This is a genomic window from Pseudomonas fluorescens, from assembly GCF_902497995.1.
Classification (GTDB): domain Bacteria; phylum Pseudomonadota; class Gammaproteobacteria; order Pseudomonadales; family Pseudomonadaceae; genus Aquipseudomonas; species Aquipseudomonas fluorescens_BK.
In genome coordinates, this window is sequence record NZ_CABVII010000005.1 from 274258 (window position 1) to 294338 (window position 20081).

Here is a 20081-nt window from a genome sequence, read left to right on the forward strand (position 1 = left end):
TCGATCAACTCTCGCCACTGCGCAACTGCCCTTATGAAAACTGCTTGGACCGAACCACGCCCCGAATAATTTCCGGCGCGTATTCCCAGCCCGGCACCCCGATCCGTAGGCGCTGGCTGGTGTAGGAACTGGCTTGCCAGCGAAGCTCTTGGCCACAACACCATTTACCTCCGAGCAACGACGAGGAAAACAACAAATGTCTCAACCCATCGACCGTCTCTGGGGTGCCCGCTTCAAAAGCGGCCCGTCCGAAGCCCTGGCGACCCTGTCCCGTTGCCCTGAACGCTATTTCCGGCTCACCCCGTACGACCTCGCCGGTTCCAAGGCGCATGCCCGTGAACTGCAACGTGCCGGGCTGTTGAGCGAGCAAGAAACCCGGACCATGCTCGACGCCCTGGAGCGTATCGGTGATGACTTCCGCGCCGGCAGCATCGCCCCTACCCTGGACGACGAAGACGTCCACACCTTCATCGAACGCCTGTTGACCGAACGCCTCGGCGCCCTCGGTGGCAAGCTGCGCGCCGGTCGTTCGCGCAATGACCAGACCGCCAATGACCTGCGTCTGTTCCTGCGTGATCACGTGCGCACCCTGACCGTTGAAGTCCTGGCTTTGCAGCACGCCCTGGTGGATCAGGCCGAGCAACACGTCGAAAGCATCTGCCCGGGTTTCACTCACCTGCAACAGGCCCAGCCGATCGTCTTCGCGCACCACTTGCTGGCCCACGCCCAATCCATGCTGCGCGATGTGCAGCGCCTGGTGGACTGGGACGTGCGCACCTCGCTGTCGCCACTGGGCGCGGCGGCCATGGCCGGCTCCGCCATTGCTCGCCTGCCGCAGCAGTCGGCCAGGGAAATGGGCTACAGCGGTGTCTGCGAAAATTCCATCGACGCCGTGGCCAGCCGCGATCACGTCGCCGAATTCCTGTTTATCGCCAGCATGCTCGGGATCAATATTTCCCGCCTCGCGGAAGAATTCTGCCTGTGGTCGTCCCGGCAATTTCGCTGGGTCGACCTGGACGATGCCTACGCCACCGGCAGTTCGATCATGCCGCAGAAGAAGAACCCGGACATTGCCGAACTGGCCCGGGGCAAGGCTGGCCGCCTGATTGGTAATCTGACCGGCCTGCTGTCCACCCTCAAATCCCTGCCGCTGTCGTACAACCGCGACTTGAGCGAGGACAAGCACGGCGTGCTCGACAGTGTCGACACCTTGCTGCTGGTGCTGCCGGCCATGGCCGGCATGGTCGCGACCATGACGGTCAATGTCGAAGAGCTGCGACGTCAGGCTCCGCTGGGCTTCACCCTCGCCACCGAAGTGGCCGACTGGCTGGCGATGCGCGGTGTGCCGTTCAAGGAGGCCCACGAAATTACCGGTGCGCTGGTCCAGGCCTGCGAGAAACACGACATCGAGCTGTGGGAAGCTTCCCCGGCACTGTTGGCGGAGATCGATCCGCGTTTGACGCCTGAGGTACGCGACAGCCTGACCCTTGAAGCGGCCATCGCGGCGCGCAGTGGTTGGGGGGGCACGGCGCCGCAACAGGTGCGCGAGCAGATCGGCCGCTTGAAGACCGCCCTCGCCGCGCAGCACGCGTGGACCGAGAACTATCAGGGTTTCCGGCTCTGAAGCAGGACACAAAACCTGTAGGAGCGAAGCTTGCTCGCGAAAGCGGTGGGGCAGTTGTCATCAGCGTTGACTCACACGCCGCCTTCGCGAGCAAGCTTCGCTCCTACAGTGGATTGTGGTTGGCCTGAATTACCAAGTGTACGGAGAAGCAAGATGAGCCAGACTCAGGCAGAACGACTCCAGGCGGAGCGCAAACTGGCGGAAAACCAGTTCGATATCACCCAGTATCACCATGTGCCACGGCGTTATTACGGGCGGATTTTCTTCGCCACCGTGATCGTCATTGCCATTCTCGGCCTGGTCCGCGCCTTCGCCGAAGGCAAGATCGAATGGTCGTACATCGGCCAGTTCCTTACCTCCCAGGCGATCATGTGGGGCTTGCTCAACACCATCGTCATGGCGGTGCTGGCAATGGCCCTGGGCATCGTCTTCGGGGTGATCACGGCGATCATGCGCATGTCGGCCAACCCGATCCTGCGTTATGTGGCAGTGACCTACACCTGGCTGTTTCGCGGTACGCCGCTGATCCTGCAACTGCTGTTGTGGTTCAACCTGGCGCTGATCTTCCCCACCATCGGCATCCCCGGCCTGTTCGAAATGGACACCGTGAGCCTGATGACGCCATTTGTGGCGGCCCTGCTCGGCTTGAGCATCAACCAGGGCGCCTACACCGCCGAAGTGGTACGTGCCGGCCTGTTGTCGGTGGACACCGGCCAGTACGAAGCCGCCAAGTCGATCGGCATGCCGCGCCTGCAAGCGCTACGCCGGATCATCCTGCCCCAGGCCATGCGGGTCATCATTCCGCCAGTCGGCAACGAATTCATCGGCATGGTCAAAATGACGTCCCTGGCGAGCGTCATCCAGTACTCGGAATTGCTCTACAACGCCCAGAATATCTACTACGCCAACGCCCGGGTCATGGAGCTGCTGATCGTCGCCGGTATCTGGTACCTGGCCACCGTCACCGTACTGTCCTTCGGTCAAAGTCGTCTGGAGCGTCGTTTCGCTCGCGGCGCCGGCAAGCGTTCTTGAGGAGTCCGACATGAGAAGCATCGTCAAGGCCGTGAGCCTGAACAAGTACTACGACCATTTCCACGCACTCAAGGACGTCAACATCGAAGTCGAGCAAGGCGAAGTGCTGTGCATCATCGGCCCTTCCGGCTCCGGCAAAAGCACCTTGCTGCGTTGCATCAACCAGCTGGAAAAAATCGACAAGGGTGGGCTGTGGGTCGACGGCGAACTGGTGGGTTACCGCATCGTCGGCAACAAACTGCACGAGCTCAACGAGTCGCAGATCGCCCGTCAACGCCTGTCCACCGGCATGGTGTTCCAGCGCTTCAACCTGTTCCCGCACATGACTGTGTTGCAAAACATCATCGAAGGGCCGTGCCAGGTGCTCAAGCGTTCGCCCAAGGAGGCGCACGAAGAAGCCGTGGAACTGCTCGCCCGCGTAGGCCTGGCGGACAAGCGCAACAGCTACCCGATCGAACTGTCGGGTGGCCAGCAACAACGTGTTGCCATTGCCCGTGCTTTGGCCATGCGCCCCAAGCTGATGTTGTTCGATGAACCCACTTCGGCACTCGACCCGGAACTGGTCGGTGAGGTGCTGTCGGTGATGCGCGATCTGGCGCAGACCGGCATGACCATGATCGTCGTCACCCATGAGCTGGGCTTCGCTCGCGAAGTGTCCAACCGCATGGTGTTCATGGACGGCGGGCAGATCGTGGAGGCTGGAAGCCCCGAAGAAATACTAATAAGTCCGCAAAACCCGCGCACCCAAAGCTTCATTTCTGCCGTTCGATCCTAAGTGCCGTGCTTGGAAAACAAGAGCAGCCTCACAACACTCATAAGAGAACGACCATGAAGAACTTCGTTATTCCAGCAGTACTCGCCAGCGTCATGGCCTCCGGCTTCACTTTCGCCGCCGAATTACCGGCCAGCATCAAGGCCAAGGGCGAGGTCGTGGTCGCGATCATGCCGAACTACCCGCCGATGGACTTCAAGGACCCGGCCACCAACACCCTCACCGGCCTCGACTATGACTTGGGCAATGCCCTGGCCGAACGCCTGGGCGTGAAGATCAAATGGCAGGAAACCGGCTTCGAGCAAATGATCAACGCCCTGACCACCGACCGGGTGGACATGGTGATGTCGGGCATGACCGACACTGCCGAACGCCAGGCCAGCGTGACCTTCGTCGACTATTTCACCAGTGGGCCGCAGTTCTACACCTTGCAGAAAAACAAGGACACCAACGAGATCATCGACCTGTGCGGCAAGAAGGTCGGCACCAGCCGCCGCACGACTTTCCCGACGGAAATCGCCGAATGGAGCAAGGCCAATTGCGAAGCCGCAGGCAAGCCTGCAATCAATGTGATCGGCACCGAAGGCTCGGCCGACGCCCGCGCGCAACTGCGCCAGAGCCGTATCGATGCGGCGATGCAGGGCAGCGAGACCTTGTCGTACCTGAAGACTCAGGAAAAGGACATGTACAAGACCGTGGGCCTGCCGATCTCCGAGCAGTTTACCGGGTTGGGCGTGAGCAAGAAAAAGCCTGAGCTGAGTGAAGCGGTGAAGGTGGCGTTGCAGAGCATGATCGATGACGGCACCTACCAGGCGATTCTGAAGAAGTGGGACCTGGAATTGGGCGCGATCAAGACGGTGACCATCAACGCCGGCAAGTAATGCTTGCCCTGTAGGAGCGAGGCTTGCCCGCGAAGGCGGTGTTTCAGTCAGCAGAGATATTGAATGTGCTGGCCTCTTCGCGAGCAAGCTTCGCTCCTACAGGGGCGGTGTTTTACCTATAGAAGAATGGAGTGCCACTGATGTCCTCCTCACCCCAACCCACCTGGCCCGACCAGCACAAGGGCTGCCTCGCCCTGGCTTTCGACCTCGATGGCCCCACCGGCGATGCCATGCTCAATGGCTCGATCTGGCGCAAGCCCGACTACTTCGGTTTCGGTGGTTACGGCCCCTATCGGGCGCTGCCGAGGATCCTCGACCTGCTCGACGAGTTCCGGATCCCGACGACGTTTTTCGTCCCCGCCTGGGTGGTGGAGAACTGGCCAAGACAGTGCCAGGCCATTATCGAGCGCGGACATGAGGTGGCCTACCACGGCTACAAACACGAATCCTTCTACGCCCTGACGCTGGAGCAGCAAAAGGACGTGATGAACACATCCCGCGAGGTGTTCTGGCAACACCTGCACATCCGCGCCGAAGGTTTCCGCACCCCGTCCGGCGACTGGCGAGCCGAGACGCCGGCGATGCTGGTCGAGGCCGGTGTGACCTACTCCAGCAGCATGCGCGGCGATGACCGGCCGTACCTGGTGACAGTGCCGGGCTTTGACACGCCGTTGGTGGAGATCCCCGGGCGCTGGGAAATGGATGACTACGCCTCCCTCGCCTACACCCGTGCGCCGGATTTCCCTTCGGGACTCGACCGCACCGCCAGCTACGAGCTGACGCTGGACAACTGGTGCCGCGAATACGACGGCGCCATGAACGAAGGCCTGTGCCTGACCACCTTGTTCCACCCCAAGATCACCGGCAAGCCGGGGCGCATCCTGCTGCTGGAGAAACTGTTCGAACACATGCGCCAGCGCGACGACGTCTGGTTCGCCACCTGCCGCGATGTCGCCCGGTGGTGGCTGAAGGAGCATCACCATGGCTGATTCCACTGTCTGGCCCAACGGCTATCGCTGCGCCGTGGTGCTGACCGTCGATTACAACGACATCCACGGCATTCTCACCCAGGCCCCGGAAGTCGCCGGGCGCGACAAGACGCTATCGGTCTGGCGTTATGGCACCCAGCGTGGTGTCGATCGTTTGCTCGGTTTGTTCGCAGAACTCGGGATTTCCAGCAGCTGGTTTGTTCCCGGCATCGTCGCCGAGGAAAACCCCGAACATATTCGGTCGATCCAGGCCGGTGGGCATGAGATTGCCTGCGCCGGCTATCGCCATCAAAACTACGACACGCTGGACCTGGCCGCGCAGAGCGCCGAGATCGCCAAGGGTTGCGCGGCGTTGACTGCGCTGACCGGCCAGCGTCCTACCGGGTTTCGTATCCCGGCCGGCAATGGCGCGCCGGGTTTCATCGAGGCTTTGAAAGACCATGGCATACGCTGGTCGTCGTCATGGCGTGGCGATGACTTGCCATTCCCTCACCCGACCGCGCCCGAAGTCATCGAGCTGCCGCTGCACTACGAACTGGAAGACGAACCCTACTTCGCCTTCAACCTCAGCCCCGCCGTGCCACCGGCGCAATCGCGGATCGCGTCTTACAGCCACACCTTGGGCAACCTGCAAATGGACTTCGCCGGATTTCATCGGTTTGGCTTGTGTTATGTGCTGCGGCTGCACCCGGAGATCATTGCGACCCCGGGGCGGATTGGTGTGTTGCGCGAGTTGCTTGAGGGGATTCAACAGCACGATGACGTGTGGATTGCCACGGGCGCCGACGTCACTCGATGGTGGGCCGAGTCGGCGCTGCCGGTGACCGAGGACCATCCCGCTTCAGTGTATGAGCGGCATTACCGGGATTACCTCCTATGACGGAACCCATGCAACGACTGGCGCTGGATGAACTGGAATCGGTCGGGTCGCTGGACCGATGGCTGAATTGACTATGGCATTGCCTGACCCGGCCCCTTCGCGAGCAAGCCCGCTCCCACAGTTGAAATGCATTCCCCTGTGGGAGCGGGCTTGCTCGCGAAGGGCAGCGACTCGGTATCAAGCAAAACATCACAACATCTGAATAAGGATATTTGCCCCCCCGTGGCCACTTACTCACTCGTCATCCGCCGGCTGATGATCTGCTCGCTGACCATCGTCGTCAGCCGCGCCATCACCAGCCCGCTGCTCACGCTGTTCCTGAGCAACAAACTCGACCTCAACCAACAGGACGTCGGCTTGCTGCTGGGCATCGCGGTGTTCATCGCCACCCTCCTCGCGCTCTACGGCGGTTACATCATCGACCGTCTCGAGAAGCGCCGGCTGCTGATCCTCGCGATGCTCTCCAGCGCCATCGGTTTCGTGCTGCTGACCTTCGCCGACAACCTCTACCTGACCACCGCCACCCTGGTGATCACCGAAACCGCCTCGGCACTATTCCTGATCGGCTCAAAGGCGATCCTCAGCGAAAACCTGCCCATGGGTCAGCGCGCCAAGGCCTTTTCCTTGCGCTACACCCTGACCAACATCGGCTACGCCACCGGCCCGATGCTGGGCGTGGTGATTGCCGGCGTGTATCCGATTGCACCGTTCCTGATCGCCGGCGGTATCGCGTTCTTCAGTATTTTCCTGATGATCGGGATACCGAAGGACACGGCCCTGGCACCCGCAATCGGCCAACCCCAGAGTTTTCTCAAGACCCTGGTCACCCTGAAAAACGACCGCACGCTGATCATGTTCACCTGCGGCTGCCTGCTCAGCACCGTGGTCCACGGCCGTTACACCCTGTACTTGTCGCAATACTTGCTGGTGACCCAGGATGCCAAGCGTGCCCTGGAAACCATGGCCGCCCTGCTCGCCTGCAACGCCATCAGCGTGATCCTGCTGCAATACCAGATCGGCCGTTTCCTCAAGCGCGAACAATTGCGCTACTGGATCGCCGGCGGTACCAGTCTGTTCATCGTCGGGCTGATCGGCTTCAGCCTGGCCGACAGCCTGGTGTCCTGGTGCGTAGCGATGTTCATCTTCACCCTCGGTGAAATGATCATTTACCCCGCCGAATTCCTCTTCGTCGATACCCTGGCGCCAGAGGAACTGCGCGGCAGTTACTACGGCGCGCAGAACCTCGCAGCCCTGGGCGGGGCCTTGAGCCCGGTGATCTGCGGCTTCCTGCTGCTGCATTCCCCTGCGCCTACCATGTTTTATGCCTTGAGCGCGCTGACGGCCATGGGTGGTTTCCTGTGTTTCATGAGTGGGCGTCGGGTGGCCCTACTTCAAAAATAATGAACTGAAGCTTCATTAATATGAATTTGTCAGCATCAGGATTGAACGGCACACTGTGCCGGTTCCTCCCCCAATAGTTGGAACACCTTCAAGGGCTTTCTGGGTATCCCAGCTAAGCCTTTTTTTTGCCTCGATTTTTTCTATGGATCCTGTGCCTCATGCTTGCTCGCTGGTTACCTGCCGCCATCAATACCCGTCCTTCGGAATGGAGCCGCGCCGCCATTGGCATGTCCCTGGGCACGATGTTTAGCGTCTGGCTCTGCAGCCAGGTCTTCGGCCTGCAAGTGGCGCAGCATCTGATCGGCCCGCTGGGTGCATCGGCCGTGTTGCTGTTCGCCGTGTCCTCCGGCGCGCTGGCCCAGCCTTGGTCGATTCTTGGCGGGTATTTGAGCGCCGGGGTGGTCTCGTTGCTGGTCGCTCATGTGCTCGGACGAACCCTCGGCAGCGCTTGCCTGGCAGCGGGCATGGCGCTGATTCTGATGTGCTGGCTGCGTTGCCTGCATCCACCTGCTGGAGCATTGGCGTTGCTGTTGGTGCTAGCGGACCCGGCGACCATCGCCCTGGACTGGAAAGCCCTGGGTCCGGTGATGCTCAGCGCATCGACCATGCTGCTCAGCGCCCTGGCCTACAACAACCTGACACGCATCCGTTACCCCAAACGTGCCAGCGAACCGGTTGCCGTAGTGCCGGCCGATCACCCGCCGATCGACAATCAGGCTATCACCGCCCAGGATCTCAAACTGGCCTTGGCAGAGATGGAGGCGTTCTTTGATGTCACCCCCGAAGACCTGGAACAACTGATCCATATCAGTGAGTTACACGCCAAACGTCGCAGTATTGGTGAAGTTCTGAACCAGAGTTACTGACAGCACACATCCCCCTGTGGGAGCGGGCTTGCTCGCGAAAGCGGTGGCTCAGTCGCCATCGATATTGAAGGTGATGGCCCCTTCGTCGGAACGCCGCCCGGGGCAAGCCCGCTCCCACAGTGACTTGTGGTGGATACAAAATATCCAGACTCGCATGGAATCCCAGTGGGAGCGAGCTTGCTCCGGGCGGCGTTCCGACGATGAGGCCGTGTCAGTCAACCTCTGTGTTGAATGACACATACCTTTCGCGAGCAAGCCCGCTCCCACATTTAGAGTCATGCAAATATGCAGGAAGCACCTGCACATATCCCGCTTGTACATCACAAATTTGCACTGTTACGATCCTGCATCGCTCGCACGTGAGCTTGTCTATAAAGAACAATAAAAGCAGGGAGTTACTGATGACTGCTCAGGTTTCTTCTCCGGGGACTTCGTCCATGGATGCCACGCAAAACGAAGTGCTGGCCGAGGTCCGCAACCATATCGGTCACCTGACCCTCAATCGCCCCGCCGGCCTCAATGCCCTTACCCTGGACATGGTGCGCAATCTGCAGCGTCAGCTCGACGCCTGGGCGCAGGACCCGCAGGTGCATGCGGTGGTATTGCGCGGTGCCGGCGAGAAGGCTTTCTGTGCCGGCGGCGATATTCGCTCGCTGTACGACAGCTTCAACAACGGCGACACCCTGCACGAGGATTTCTTCGTCGAGGAATACGCTCTCGATCTGGCGATTCACCACTACTGTAAACCGGTCCTGGCCTTGATGGACGGTTTCGTCCTGGGGGGTGGCATGGGCCTGGTACAAGGCGCAGACTTGCGGTTGGTCACCGAGAAAAGCCGTCTGGCGATGCCGGAAGTCGGGATCGGTTATTTCCCGGACGTCGGCGGCAGCTACTTCCTGTCGCGGGTTCCCGGTGAACTGGGGATCTACCTCGGCGTCAGCGGCGTGCAGATTCGCGCGGCCGACGCGCTCTATTGCGGCTTGGCCGACTGGTATCTGGACAGCAGCAAGCTAGGCACCCTGGACGAGCAACTCGATCGGCTGCAATGGCACGACACGCCGCTCAAGGACCTGCAAGGCCTGCTGGCAACACTTGCGGTGCAACAACTGCCCGACGCGCCACTGAGCGTGTTGCGCCCGGCCATCGATCACTTCTTCGCCCTGCCCGATGTGCCGAGTATTGTTGAGCAACTGCGTGAAGTAACGGTCGCCGACAGCCATGAGTGGGCCGTGGCCACCGCCGACCTGCTGCAAAGCCGTTCGCCGCTGGCCATGGGTGTTACTCTGGAAATGCTGCACCGCGGTCGGCAGTTGAGCCTGGAAGACTGCTTTGCCCTTGAGCTGCACCTGGACCGTCAGTGGTTCGAGCGCGGCGACCTGATCGAAGGCGTGCGCGCCTTGCTGATCGACAAAGACAAGAGCCCGCGCTGGAACCCACCGAACTTGCAGGCGCTGGACGCCGGGCACGTCGCGAGTTTTTTCAGCGGCTTTGACCCAAGCTGGAGCTGAGCCATGCACGATATCGAATTGAGCGAAGAACAAGTCATGATCCGCGACATGGCCCGGGACTTTGCCCGCGGCGAAATCGCGCCCCACGCCCAGGCCTGGGAAAAGGCCGGCTGGATCGATGATGGCCTGGTGGCGAAAATGGGCGAACTGGGCCTGCTGGGCATGGTGGTGCCCGAGGAATGGGGCGGCACCTATGTCGACTACGTCGCCTATGCCCTGGCCGTGGAAGAAATTTCCGCCGGCGACGGCGCCACCGGCGCGCTGATGAGTATCCACAACTCCGTAGGCTGCGGGCCGGTGTTGAACTACGGCACCGAAGAGCAGAAACAGACCTGGTTGCCGGATCTGGCCAGCGGCCAGGCCATCGGCTGCTTCTGCCTGACCGAACCCCAGGCCGGTTCCGAAGCCCACAACCTGCGCACCCGCGCCGAATTGCGCGATGGCCAGTGGGTGATCAACGGTGCCAAGCAATTCGTCAGCAACGGCAAACGGGCGAAACTGGCGATCGTCTTCGCGGTGACCGATCCGGATCTGGGCAAGCGCGGCATCTCGGCGTTCCTGGTACCCACGGACACTGCAGGTTTCATCGTCGATCGCACCGAACACAAGATGGGCATCCGGGCTTCCGATACCTGCGCGGTGACCCTGAGCGACTGCACGATCCCCGAAGCCAACCTGCTCGGCGAACGCGGCAAAGGCCTGGCCATCGCCCTGTCGAACCTCGAAGGTGGTCGCATCGGTATCGCGGCCCAGGCATTGGGTATCGCGCGTGCGGCATTCGAAGCGGCGCTGGCCTATTCGCGGGATCGGGTCCAGTTCGACAAACCGATCATCGAGCACCAAAGCATCGCCAATATGCTGGCCGATATGCACACACGCCTGAACGCGGCGCGGTTGCTGATTCTGCATGCTGCGCGCTTGCGCAGTGCCGGCAAGCCTTGCCTGTCGGAGGCTTCACAGGCCAAGCTGTTTGCCTCGGAGATGGCCGAGAAGGTCTGTTCGTCGGCGATGCAGATTCATGGCGGGTATGGGTATCTGGAGGATTACCCGGTGGAGCGTTATTACCGGGATGCGCGGATTACGCAGATTTATGAAGGGTCGAGCGAGATTCAGCGGATGGTGATTGCCCGCGAACTGAAGCACTATCTGGCGTAATGCCCTAAAAGCTTCGCGGGCAAGCCTCGCTCCTACAGGTTATCGGTGTTCGCATGAACAACTCATAACCTGTAGGAGCGAGGCTTGCCCGCGAAGACGTCCGCTAAGACCCTACATCACTTCCCTTTGAATTCGGCCTCACGCTTGGCAATAAACGCTGCCATCCCTTCCTTCTGATCCTGCGTCGCAAACGCCGCATGGAACACCCGACGCTCAAAGCGCACACCTTCCGCCAGGCTCACTTCAAACGCGCGGTTGACGCTTTCCTTGACCATCATCGCAATCGGCAGCGACTTCTTCGCAATAGAGGCCGCAACCTTCAGCGCTTCTTCCAGCAGTTCATCCGCCGGCACGATCCGTGCGACGATCCCGCAACGCTCTGCTTCCACCGCGTCGATCAGGCGGCCGCTGAGGCACATTTCCATGGCCTTGGCCTTGCCCACGGCGCGGGTCAGGCGCTGGGTGCCGCCCATGCCCGGGAGCACGCCAAGGTTGATTTCCGGTTGACCGAACTTCGCGTTGTCACCCGCCAGGATGAAATCGCACATCAACGCCAACTCACACCCACCGCCCAAGGCGAAACCGTTGACGGCGGCGATGATCGGCTTGCGGCGGTTGGCCACGCGGTCGCTTTCTCTGAACAGGTCGTCGAGGTAGATCTGGGGGTAGGTCAGGTCGGCCATTTCCTTGATATCGGCGCCGGCGGCGAAGGCTTTTTTCGAGCCGGTCAGTACGATGCAGCCGATATTCGAATCGGCCTCCAGGCCGTCGAGGGCAAGGTTCAATTCGCTGACGATCTGCGCATTCAACGCGTTCAGCGCTTGCGGACGATTGAGGGTAATCAGGCCCACGCGACCGTGGATTTCCAGCAAAATCGTTTCGTAACTCATAAATAACTCCTGTTTTGCATAAGGCTCGATCTCCGTAGGAGGCCGCCCAGCCTGCGAAGAGGCTGCGCGTTCGCGCAGAGAACATGCCGATAATCGGCAAATAATTTATCTTAAAAAAATCAATAAGATAAATTTTGTTCTATAAGAGCTGTCGAGTGAACGAGGTTGCGATCCTTTGATCTTGCCATTGAAAATAACATCTAAAGATCGCAGTCTCGTTTCACTCGACAGCGCCTGCAGGTTCCAATTAAAGATTGCGCGAAATGACCATGCGCTGAATATCGCTGGTGCCTTCGTAGATCTGGCAGACCCGTACGTCGCGGTAGATCCGCTCCAGCGGGAAATCGTTCAGGTAACCGTAACCGCCGAGGGTTTGCAATGCCGAAGAGCATACCTTCTCGGCCATTTCCGAGGCGAACAGCTTGGCCATCGAGGCTTCGACCAAGGCCGGTTTGCCGCTGTCACGCAGGGCCGCAGCGTAATGAACCATTTGCCGGGCCACGGCGATCTGGGTTGCCATATCGGCCAGACGGAACGCTACTGCCTGATGTTCAATGATCGGTTTGCCGAAGCTCTCACGCTCACGGGCGTAGTCACGGGCCGCTTCGAACGCGGCACGGGCCATGCCCACCGATTGCGAGGCGATGCCGACACGGCCGCCTTCAAGGTTGGCCAGGGCGATCCGGTAACCTTCGCCCTCTTCACCCAGACGGTTGGCCAGCGGCACTTTCACGTCTTCGAACAGAATCTGGCACGTGTCGGAAGCGTGCTGGCCGAGCTTGTCTTCGACGCGGGCGACTTTATAGCCCGGCGAATCGGTAGGCACGATCAGTGCGGTGATCCCGCGTTTGCCGGCGCTCGGGTCCGTCACTGCGAACACGATCACCACCCCGGCGTTTTGCCCGGAGGTGATGAATTGCTTGCAGCCGTTCAGTACGTAGTGATCGCCTTCGAGGCGGGCGCGGGTTTTCAGGCCACTGGCATCGGAGCCGGCCTGGGGTTCGGTCAGGGCGAAGGCACCCAGCATCGCGCCGCTGGCCAGGGGTTTGAGGAAGCGCTCTTTCTGGTCGTCGTTGCCGTACTTGAGGATCGGCACACAACCCACCGAGTTGTGCACGCTCATGATGGTCGAGCAGGAACCGTCACCGGCGGCGATTTCCTCCAGGGCCATGGCGTAGGCCAGGTAACCGGTGTCGCAACCGCCCCACTCTTCCGGCACCAGCATGCCGAAGAAACCCAGCTGCGCCATCTCGCCGATGGCTTCCTTGGGAAAGCGGTGTTCGCGGTCCCATGCTGCGGCGAACGGTTTCAGCCGTTCCTGGGCAAACTGCCGGGCCGCGTCGCTGATCTGAAGTTGTTCGTCATTGGGAATCATGCCAAATCCTTAAAAACCGTTTGTACAAAATGCCTGGTTGAAACACTGGACCTGTGGGAGCGGCGGTGCGGCGATCCGACTTGCTCGCGAAAACGGAGTATCAGGCGACATCAATGTTGACTGTCACGGCCCCTTCGCGAGCAAGCCCGCTCCCACATGTGACTGGTGTCAGTTTCAGTAGAGGCATTCAACGGCCATGGCCGTCGCTTCACCGCCGCCGATGCAAATCGCCGCAACACCACGCTTCAGGCCTTTCTGGCGCAGGGCCGAGAGCAAGGTCACGAGGATCCGCGCACCGGACGCACCGATCGGGTGACCCAGGGCGCAAGCGCCGCCGTGGACGTTGATCTTCTCGTGGGGAATTTCCAGTTGGGTCATGGTCACCAGACTGACCACGGCGAAGGCTTCGTTGACTTCCACCAGATCGACTTCGTCCAGGGACCAGCCGGTTTTCTTCATCAGTTTCTTGATCGCGCCCACCGGAGCCACCGGGAACAAGCCCGGGGTATCGGCAAACGCGGCGTGACCATGGATCACCGCCAGCGGTTTCAGGCCGCGTTTCCCGGCTTCGGAGCGGCGCATCAGCACCAGTGCCGCCGCGCCATCGGAGATCGAACTGGAGTTCGCTGCAGTGACGGTGCCACCCTCGCGGAACGCCGGTTTCAGCGAGGCGATCTTGTCCAGTCTGGCTTTCGGCGGCTGTTCGTCGTGGCTGATCAACACCTGCTCTTTACCCACGGTCACGGTGAGCGGCACGATCTCGTCCTTGAAGCTGCCGTCCTTGATTGCCTGCTGTGCGCGGGTGGTCGAAGCAATGGCAAACGCATCCTGGGCTTCACGGGTGAAACCGTTGGTTTCAGCGCAATCCTCAGCGAAGGTGCCCATCAAGCGGCCCTTGTCGTAAGCGTCTTCCAGACCGTCGAGGAACATGTGGTCGAGTACGCGGCCATGGCCCATGCGGTAACCGCTGCGCGCGCGGTCGAGCAGGTACGGCGCGTTGGACATGCTTTCCATGCCGCCCGCGACGATCACGTCGGCGCTGCCGGCCACTAGCATGTCATGCGCGAGAATGGCCGCTTCCATGCCCGAACCGCACATCTTGTTCAGGGTGGTGCAACGGGTCGATTTATCCAGCCCGGCGCCCAGCGCGGCCTGGCGCGCCGGGGCCTGGCCGAGACCGGCGGACAGTACGCAGCCGAACAGCACTTCTTCGACGGCATCCGATGCTACCCCGGCGCGTTCGACGGCCGCACGAATCGCGGCAGCACCGAGTTGCGGCGCTGTCAGGTTTTTCAGTTCGCCCTGGAAACCGCCCATCGGGGTGCGGACGGCGCTGACGATAACAATTGGATCGTTGGCAATAGTCATGACAAATCCTCTTTACTTGGCGGCCATGCGCAAGGCACCGTCGAGACGGATCACCTCGCCATTGAGCATGCTGTTTTCAATGATATGCCTGACCAGGCCGGCATACTCACCTGGTTTGCCCAGGCGCGGCGGAAACGGCACGCCGGCGGCCAGGGATGCGCGGACTTCGGGGGTCATGCCAGCCATCATCGGCGTTTCGAAAATGCCCGGCGCGATGGTCATCACGCGGATGCCGAAGCGCGCCAGTTCACGGGCGGCGGGCAAGGTCAGGCTGACGATCGCGCCTTTGGAGGCCGCGTAGGCTGCCTGGCCGATCTGGCCGTCGTAAGCCGCCGCCGAGGCCGTATTGATGATGACCCCGCGCTCGCCATCGGTATCCGCTTCGGTCTCGGCAATTGCCGCTGCGGCCAGGCGCAGCATGTTGAAGCTGCCGATCAGGTTGACGTTGATCACCTGGCTGAAGTTGGCCAGCACGTGGGGGCCGGTCTTGCCGAGGATTTTCTCGCCGCGCACGATGCCGGCGCAGTTGACCAGGCCATTGAGGCCGCCGAAAGCTTTGACTGTCGCCTGCACCGCGGCTTCGGCCGCGGCTTCGTTGCTGATATCGGCCACCACGCTTTGTGCACCGAGGCGTTCAGCCTGGGCCGCAACGGCGTCGGCGTTCATGTCCACCAGCATGACCTTGGCGCCCGCCGCGACCAGCATTTCAGCGGTGGCAGCACCGAGACCGGAAGCACCGCCGGTGACGAGAAAAACCTTGTTTGCGATCTGCATCATTGTTTCCTTGGATTCAAGCTGAAACGTTCTTCGCCGCGGCCTCTTGAGCCTTGGCGATTTCCTGGTTGCGCAAGATAAAGCGCTGCAACTTGCCGCTTGGGGTTTTCGGCAACTCGCTGACAAATTCGATTTCGCGGGGATACGAGTGCGCCGCCAGACGCTTGCGCACGTGTTGGCGCAGTTCTTCGGCGAGTGCGGGTTCTGCGCGGTACTGCGGGTTGAGCACGACGAAGGCTTTCACCAGCTCGGTACGTTCCGGGTCGGGCTTGCCGACCACGGCGGCTTCGACCACCGCCGGGTGCTCGATCAGCGCGCTTTCGACGTCGAACGGCCCCACACGATAGCCGGAGGTGGTGATCACATCGTCACTGCGGCCAACGAAACTGATGCTGCCATCCGGATTCCACTCGACGGTATCGCCGCTCAGGTAATAGTTGCCGACGAAGGCCTTGGTCGGCGCGCCTTCGTAACCGGCGAACCAGCACATCGGCGATTGCGTGCGATCAATGGCCAGGATGCCTGGCTGACCGACGCCGAGTTCCTTGTACTCATCGTCCAGTACCACGATACGGTGGCCTGGCGAGGCGAAACCGGCGGCCCCCATGTGGATCGGATGATCGAGACCATGGTGGTTGCACAGGACCATGCCCAGCTCCGTCTGGCCGTAATGGTCATGAATCACCACGCCCAGGTTATCGGCGAACCAGCGGATCACTTCCGGGTTCAACGGCTCGCCGGCGCTGCTGACGATGCGCAGCTTGCCCTTGATCGAGCGCGCGAACTCGTCGCCACCGGCAATCAGCAGGCGATAGGCGGTGGGTGAACCGGTGAGGTTGGTGATCCCGTATTTGTTGATCACCCGGCAGGTGCTCTCGAGGGTGAACGGGCCATCGTAGAACGTGATCGGATGCCCCATGGCCATGGGCCCGGTGACGCCGAAATAGATGCCATAGGCCCAGCCCGGATCGGCCACGTTCCAGAACGCGTCTTCCGGGCGCAGGTCCACGGCGTCGCGGGTGTAGCTCTGGAAGGCCACAATGGCCTTGAGCGGTACCGACAGCGCTTTTGACGGACCGGTGGTACCCGAGGTGAACATCAGCAGGAACGGATCTTCGCCGGTCAGCAGCACCGGTTTGCACTCGGCCGGATAATTGGCCAGTTCGGCCCAGAAACTGTAGTCGCCCCGAACGATGCCCTGCCCCTTGGGACCGGCGACGGTGACGATGGTCGGGCAGTCGGCCACTTCACTCAGTTTCGAGCGATTGACCGCGTCGGTGACCACTACCTTGGCCCCGGAGCTGCTCAAGCGATGCTCTATGGCTTTGGGGCCGAAGGCGGTGAACAGCGGTTGGTAGACCGCGCCTATGCGCCAGGTGGCGAACACGGTAATCAGCAATTCGATGTTGCGGGGCAACAGGCCTGCAACCTTGTCGCCCTTCTTCACACCCTGGGCGAGGAGGAAATTGGCAAACCTTGCCGCTTTATCCTGCAGGTCGGTAAAGGTGTAGGTCGCGCTGGCGCCGTCCCGGCCTTCCCAGAACAGCGCGATGCGCCCCGGCAAGGCATGCCGGTCGCAACACTCGACACAGGCGTTGAGGGCCGTCAAATCGCCCGCGAGTGCGGCGTCGACGGTGTGCTGATAATCGAACTGTGACGTGGCAGACAAGTAATCGCGCATTGCCAGAATCCCTGTGTCTTCTTATTAGGTTTGGGGGAACCGTAAGTAACAGGGAAATACTCGCTCTACACGGGGGGCGGGACAATGGTCAAAGCTATCAAGTTGTGTGACTGGTTTGGCCAAGGTTCAAGACATGTGGCGCCTGGGCGGCCGCCTTCGCGGGCAAGCCTCGCTCCTACAGGGTCCGGTGGTGAACCACAATTGTTATGAACGAACCGAATCTGTAGGAGCGACGCTTGCCCGCGAAGGCGCCAGATCAGGCACCACAAAATCCGGTTCAATCAGCCTCATTCAAAATCAAACTGCGATAATGCCCCGGATTGGACCCCGACCACTTGCGAAACGCCTTGTAGAACGAGCTGGCATCGGCAAACCCCAGGCGCGTGGCAATCTCGGCAAAACTGATGGCCGGCTCGGCCAGCCATACAATCGCCAACTCCTTGCGCACGCTGTCCTTGAGTCCCTGATAGGTCTGCCCTTCTTCGGCCAGGCGCCGGCGCAAGGTCGAGGCCGACATGCACAGCCGTTGCGCCAACGCCTCGGTCTCCGGCCAGCGTTCGGCGGGCAATTGCCGCAAATCATGCTTGATCCGGCTGGCCAGGCTTTGCGGGTCGCGGTACTTCACCAGAATATTCGCCGGTGCATGGGCCAGGAAACGCTTGAGTTCTTCAGCCGTGCGCTTGATCGGCACATCCAGGCACTCGGCGGAGAAGATCATTCGCGTGCGCGGCCGGTCGAAGCGCAGGTTTTCGGAGAACATCACCCGATAGTCATCGCAGAAGTCCGGTTCCGGACAGCGCAATTCAATGGCCAGGATCGGAATCCGCCGTCCCGCCAGCCAACAGGCCACGCCGTGAACGATCATCCAGTAGGTGAAATAGGTGAAGGCCCGACGCGGGTCCTGGTCGTCCTCCAGCAGCACGATCTCCGCCAGGCTTTGCTGGCGAACCAGCTGTGCGGGCATGTGTTCCAGCATCAGCGACAGAAAACCCAGGCCCGAGGTCAGGCCGGCGGCCAGGCTCGGCTGCACCATGGAACAACGACAGAAAAATTCCAGGCTGCCGGATTTGAGCTTGCGCGGGTCCATGCCAAAAAACTCGTCGTCCCGGCGCCGGGCCAGCAATCGCCACAGGCGCGCATACGCAGTGGCCGGGACACGGGCGTCGGCGGTCTGCAGCAGTGCCGGATCGACGCCGACCTTGTTCAACACCTCTTCGGTGGCCGCTCCCGGGGCGCAACTTTGCAACAGCGCTTCACGCACCAGTTGAATGGAAATGGTGTCTTTTTCCGACATTAGAGAATCCGGTACAACAACCGCTCGATCCGCACGCGACTCACGCGCTTGAGAAATTTGGCCACCGCCGGCGGGTATTCCAGCAGCGTGTCCAGTTCCTGGTAACGCTCGATGCGGCGGGTGTGCTGGAAAATCTCGTCCAGCTCTTTGCGCCGCGGCTCAAGCAACTCACCTTTGGGGTCATCGATCAGCAGTGCGTTTTCCAGATCCAGACGGAATGCCCGCGGGTTGAGGTTGTTGCCGGTCAGCAAGGTGTAGCGCTGGTCGATCCACATGCCCTTGAGATGATACGTGTTGTCACCGTCTTTCCACAGGTGCAGGTTCAGCTGACCGCTGTCGATGCTGCGATGATGGCGCTTGGCAAAGCGCCGCAGGCTGATCTCATACAGATACGGCAACGCCGCGATCACCTTGAACGGTTCACTCGGCGGGATGTAGAAGTCGTTCGCCGTCTTGTCCCCGACCACGATATCGATCTTCACCCCTCGCGCCAGCGCTCGGTTGATTTCCCGGGTGACCGCCAGTGGCAGGTTGAAATACGGCGTGCAGATCGTCAGTTGCTCCCGGGCACTGGCGATCAACTCGCAAATCACCCGGCTCAGCGGATTGTTCTTGCCCACGCCGAGCAACGGGCTGACGGTCAAGCCGTCTTTGGCGATAGTGCCCGTCGTGGTGTCGTACGCCGCGTGCTTGAGGCGGCTGCGCAGGTCACCGATGTCGTTGCGCAGGCTGCGGGTAGTCGGCAGGTTCGGCAGGTCCAGGCGATGCACCGCCTTGGAAGCGATCAGGCCGTGCTGGATCAGGTGCTGCATCGAATCGGCCAGCGCGCTGTTCTGCAGCAGGTGATAACGGTCGTAGCGGTATTTGTCGAACTTGTGCAGATAGACGTTGTTCAGACTGGCGCCGCTGTAGATCACGCAGTCGTCGATCACAAAACCCTTCAAATGCAGGACGCCGAACAGCTCTCGGGTCTGTACCGGAACGCCGTACACCGGGACCGCGCTGTCGCGAGTACGGGTGGTTTCCTGATACCAGGCCGAGTTGCCCGGCTGCTTGCCGGCGCCAATCAAGCCACGCTGGGCCCGCAGCCAGTCGACGACCACCACCACGTCCAGTTCCGGACGCGCCAGTTTGGCGGCGTGCAAGGCATCGAGGATTTCCTGGCCGGCGTCATCCTGCTGCAGGTAGAGCGCGACGATATAGATGCGCTGGGTCGCCTGGGCGATTTTTTCCAGCAGGCAACGGCGGAATTCGGCAGCGCCGGAAAGAATGGTGACGGCATCGGCGGTCAGCGGAAAACTGCGCAGTTTGGGCAGCAGGGAGCGTTTGAAAAGCGACGGCATAGGGCTCGCAGTGGGTCGAATCCGAAGAGTTCGAGAGCTTACACCATGGATCGGTTTGGGTCTTGTCGGTGTCTGTGATGGCCTCTTCGCGGGCAAGCCTCGCTCCTACGGTGATCGCAGTCCCCTGTAGGAGCGAGGCTTGCCCGCGAAGAGGCCGCCAAGTCCTGCGCCGAACTTGAGGACGCCTTCGCTACGGTGCGGCGATCCGACAAGCCAGCTCCTGCACAAGCAATCGCGGTCGCCCACAA

At 61.1% G+C, this 20081-nt stretch carries 17 protein-coding genes; 10 read left to right on the top strand and 7 right to left on the bottom strand.

What is annotated here, in order from left to right:
• Positions 1-196: 196 nt before the first annotated feature.
• From argH to F8N80_RS08570, 10 genes are all read left to right on the top strand, one after another.
• A complete protein-coding gene (argH, locus tag F8N80_RS08525) occupies positions 197-1624 on the top strand; it encodes an argininosuccinate lyase (RefSeq protein ID WP_150744126.1) in 1428 nt (475 codons plus the stop codon).
• Between the two features lie 153 nt (positions 1625-1777).
• Positions 1778-2656: an amino acid ABC transporter permease gene (locus F8N80_RS08530; RefSeq protein WP_046047004.1), complete on the top strand. Its 879-nt coding sequence runs from the start codon at positions 1778-1780 to the stop codon at positions 2654-2656.
• 10 nt (positions 2657-2666) lie between these two features.
• Positions 2667-3431 carry an amino acid ABC transporter ATP-binding protein gene (locus F8N80_RS08535; protein WP_150744125.1) on the top strand — a complete coding sequence of 255 codons (765 nt, stop codon included), beginning with the start codon at positions 2667-2669 and terminating at the stop codon, positions 3429-3431.
• A gap of 53 nt (positions 3432-3484) precedes the next feature.
• Entirely contained in the window at positions 3485-4309 is an 825-nt protein-coding gene (locus F8N80_RS08540; protein ID WP_150783677.1) for an ABC transporter substrate-binding protein, read from the top strand.
• A gap of 140 nt (positions 4310-4449) precedes the next feature.
• Positions 4450-5298 carry a polysaccharide deacetylase family protein gene (locus F8N80_RS08545; protein WP_150783678.1) on the top strand — a complete coding sequence of 283 codons (849 nt, stop codon included), beginning with the start codon at positions 4450-4452 and terminating at the stop codon, positions 5296-5298.
• Positions 5291-6178, top strand: a complete 888-nt coding sequence (locus tag F8N80_RS08550) for a polysaccharide deacetylase family protein (protein WP_150783679.1) — start codon at positions 5291-5293, stop codon at positions 6176-6178. The genes F8N80_RS08545 and F8N80_RS08550 overlap by 8 nt, the downstream gene beginning before the upstream one ends.
• Before the next feature lie 222 nt (positions 6179-6400).
• A complete protein-coding gene (locus F8N80_RS08555; RefSeq protein WP_150783680.1) occupies positions 6401-7579 on the top strand; it encodes an MFS transporter in 1179 nt (392 codons plus the stop codon).
• 158 nt (positions 7580-7737) lie between these two features.
• On the top strand, positions 7738-8445 hold the full coding sequence (locus tag F8N80_RS08560; RefSeq protein WP_150783681.1) for an HPP family protein: 708 nt from the start codon (positions 7738-7740) through the stop codon (positions 8443-8445).
• Between the two features lie 401 nt (positions 8446-8846).
• Positions 8847-9953, top strand: coding sequence for an enoyl-CoA hydratase/isomerase family protein (locus tag F8N80_RS08565; protein WP_150783682.1), 1107 nt, complete (start codon positions 8847-8849; stop codon positions 9951-9953).
• 3 nt (positions 9954-9956) lie between these two features.
• Positions 9957-11108 carry an acyl-CoA dehydrogenase family protein gene (locus F8N80_RS08570; RefSeq protein ID WP_150744118.1) on the top strand — a complete coding sequence of 384 codons (1152 nt, stop codon included), beginning with the start codon at positions 9957-9959 and terminating at the stop codon, positions 11106-11108.
• Between the two features lie 116 nt (positions 11109-11224).
• On the opposite strand, the gene F8N80_RS08575 is transcribed toward F8N80_RS08570, so the two are convergent.
• The 7 genes from F8N80_RS08575 to pssA form a co-directional block, all read right to left on the bottom strand.
• Positions 11225-11998 (bottom strand): enoyl-CoA hydratase, encoded by a 774-nt coding sequence (locus F8N80_RS08575; protein ID WP_150744117.1) that lies wholly within the window; start codon positions 11996-11998, stop codon positions 11225-11227.
• Between the two features lie 247 nt (positions 11999-12245).
• Positions 12246-13373: an acyl-CoA dehydrogenase gene (locus F8N80_RS08580; RefSeq protein WP_150744116.1), complete on the bottom strand. Its 1128-nt coding sequence runs from the start codon at positions 13371-13373 to the stop codon at positions 12246-12248.
• 174 nt (positions 13374-13547) lie between these two features.
• Positions 13548-14741, bottom strand: a complete 1194-nt coding sequence (locus F8N80_RS08590) for an acetyl-CoA C-acyltransferase (RefSeq protein WP_150783683.1) — start codon at positions 14739-14741, stop codon at positions 13548-13550.
• A gap of 12 nt (positions 14742-14753) precedes the next feature.
• Complete coding sequence (locus F8N80_RS08595; RefSeq protein ID WP_150744114.1) at positions 14754-15515, bottom strand: SDR family NAD(P)-dependent oxidoreductase; 762 nt, start codon at positions 15513-15515, stop codon at positions 14754-14756.
• A 16-nt stretch (positions 15516-15531) separates the two neighbouring features.
• Entirely contained in the window at positions 15532-17196 is a 1665-nt protein-coding gene (locus F8N80_RS08600) for an AMP-binding protein (protein WP_150744113.1), read from the bottom strand.
• 277 nt (positions 17197-17473) lie between these two features.
• Complete coding sequence (locus F8N80_RS08605; RefSeq protein ID WP_150783684.1) at positions 17474-18490, bottom strand: AraC family transcriptional regulator; 1017 nt, start codon at positions 18488-18490, stop codon at positions 17474-17476.
• Entirely contained in the window at positions 18490-19833 is a 1344-nt protein-coding gene (gene pssA, locus F8N80_RS08610) for a CDP-diacylglycerol--serine O-phosphatidyltransferase (RefSeq protein WP_150744111.1), read from the bottom strand. The genes F8N80_RS08605 and pssA overlap by 1 nt, the downstream gene beginning before the upstream one ends.
• Between the last annotated feature and the right edge of the window lie 248 nt (positions 19834-20081).

What these genes read in the sequence shown, in the direction of transcription:
- argH (WP_150744126.1), top strand. Translation starts at nt 197, where the DNA reads ATGTCTCAACCCATCGACCGTCTCTGGGGTGCCCGCTTCAAAAGCGGC.
- F8N80_RS08530 (WP_046047004.1), top strand. Translation starts at nt 1,778, where the DNA reads ATGAGCCAGACTCAGGCAGAACGACTCCAGGCGGAGCGCAAACTGGCG.
- F8N80_RS08535 (WP_150744125.1), top strand. Translation starts at nt 2,667, where the DNA reads ATGAGAAGCATCGTCAAGGCCGTGAGCCTGAACAAGTACTACGACCAT.
- F8N80_RS08540 (WP_150783677.1), top strand. Translation starts at nt 3,485, where the DNA reads ATGAAGAACTTCGTTATTCCAGCAGTACTCGCCAGCGTCATGGCCTCC.
- F8N80_RS08545 (WP_150783678.1), top strand. Translation starts at nt 4,450, where the DNA reads ATGTCCTCCTCACCCCAACCCACCTGGCCCGACCAGCACAAGGGCTGC.
- F8N80_RS08550 (WP_150783679.1), top strand. Translation starts at nt 5,291, where the DNA reads ATGGCTGATTCCACTGTCTGGCCCAACGGCTATCGCTGCGCCGTGGTG.
- F8N80_RS08560 (WP_150783681.1), top strand. Translation starts at nt 7,738, where the DNA reads ATGCTTGCTCGCTGGTTACCTGCCGCCATCAATACCCGTCCTTCGGAA.
- F8N80_RS08565 (WP_150783682.1), top strand. Translation starts at nt 8,847, where the DNA reads ATGACTGCTCAGGTTTCTTCTCCGGGGACTTCGTCCATGGATGCCACG.
- F8N80_RS08570 (WP_150744118.1), top strand. Translation starts at nt 9,957, where the DNA reads ATGCACGATATCGAATTGAGCGAAGAACAAGTCATGATCCGCGACATG.
- F8N80_RS08575 (WP_150744117.1), bottom strand. Translation starts at nt 11,998, where the DNA reads ATGAGTTACGAAACGATTTTGCTGGAAATCCACGGTCGCGTGGGCCTG.
- F8N80_RS08580 (WP_150744116.1), bottom strand. Translation starts at nt 13,373, where the DNA reads ATGATTCCCAATGACGAACAACTTCAGATCAGCGACGCGGCCCGGCAG.
- F8N80_RS08590 (WP_150783683.1), bottom strand. Translation starts at nt 14,741, where the DNA reads ATGACTATTGCCAACGATCCAATTGTTATCGTCAGCGCCGTCCGCACC.
- F8N80_RS08595 (WP_150744114.1), bottom strand. Translation starts at nt 15,515, where the DNA reads ATGCAGATCGCAAACAAGGTTTTTCTCGTCACCGGCGGTGCTTCCGGT.
- F8N80_RS08600 (WP_150744113.1), bottom strand. Translation starts at nt 17,196, where the DNA reads ATGCGCGATTACTTGTCTGCCACGTCACAGTTCGATTATCAGCACACC.
- F8N80_RS08605 (WP_150783684.1), bottom strand. Translation starts at nt 18,490, where the DNA reads ATGTCGGAAAAAGACACCATTTCCATTCAACTGGTGCGTGAAGCGCTG.
- pssA (WP_150744111.1), bottom strand. Translation starts at nt 19,833, where the DNA reads ATGCCGTCGCTTTTCAAACGCTCCCTGCTGCCCAAACTGCGCAGTTTT.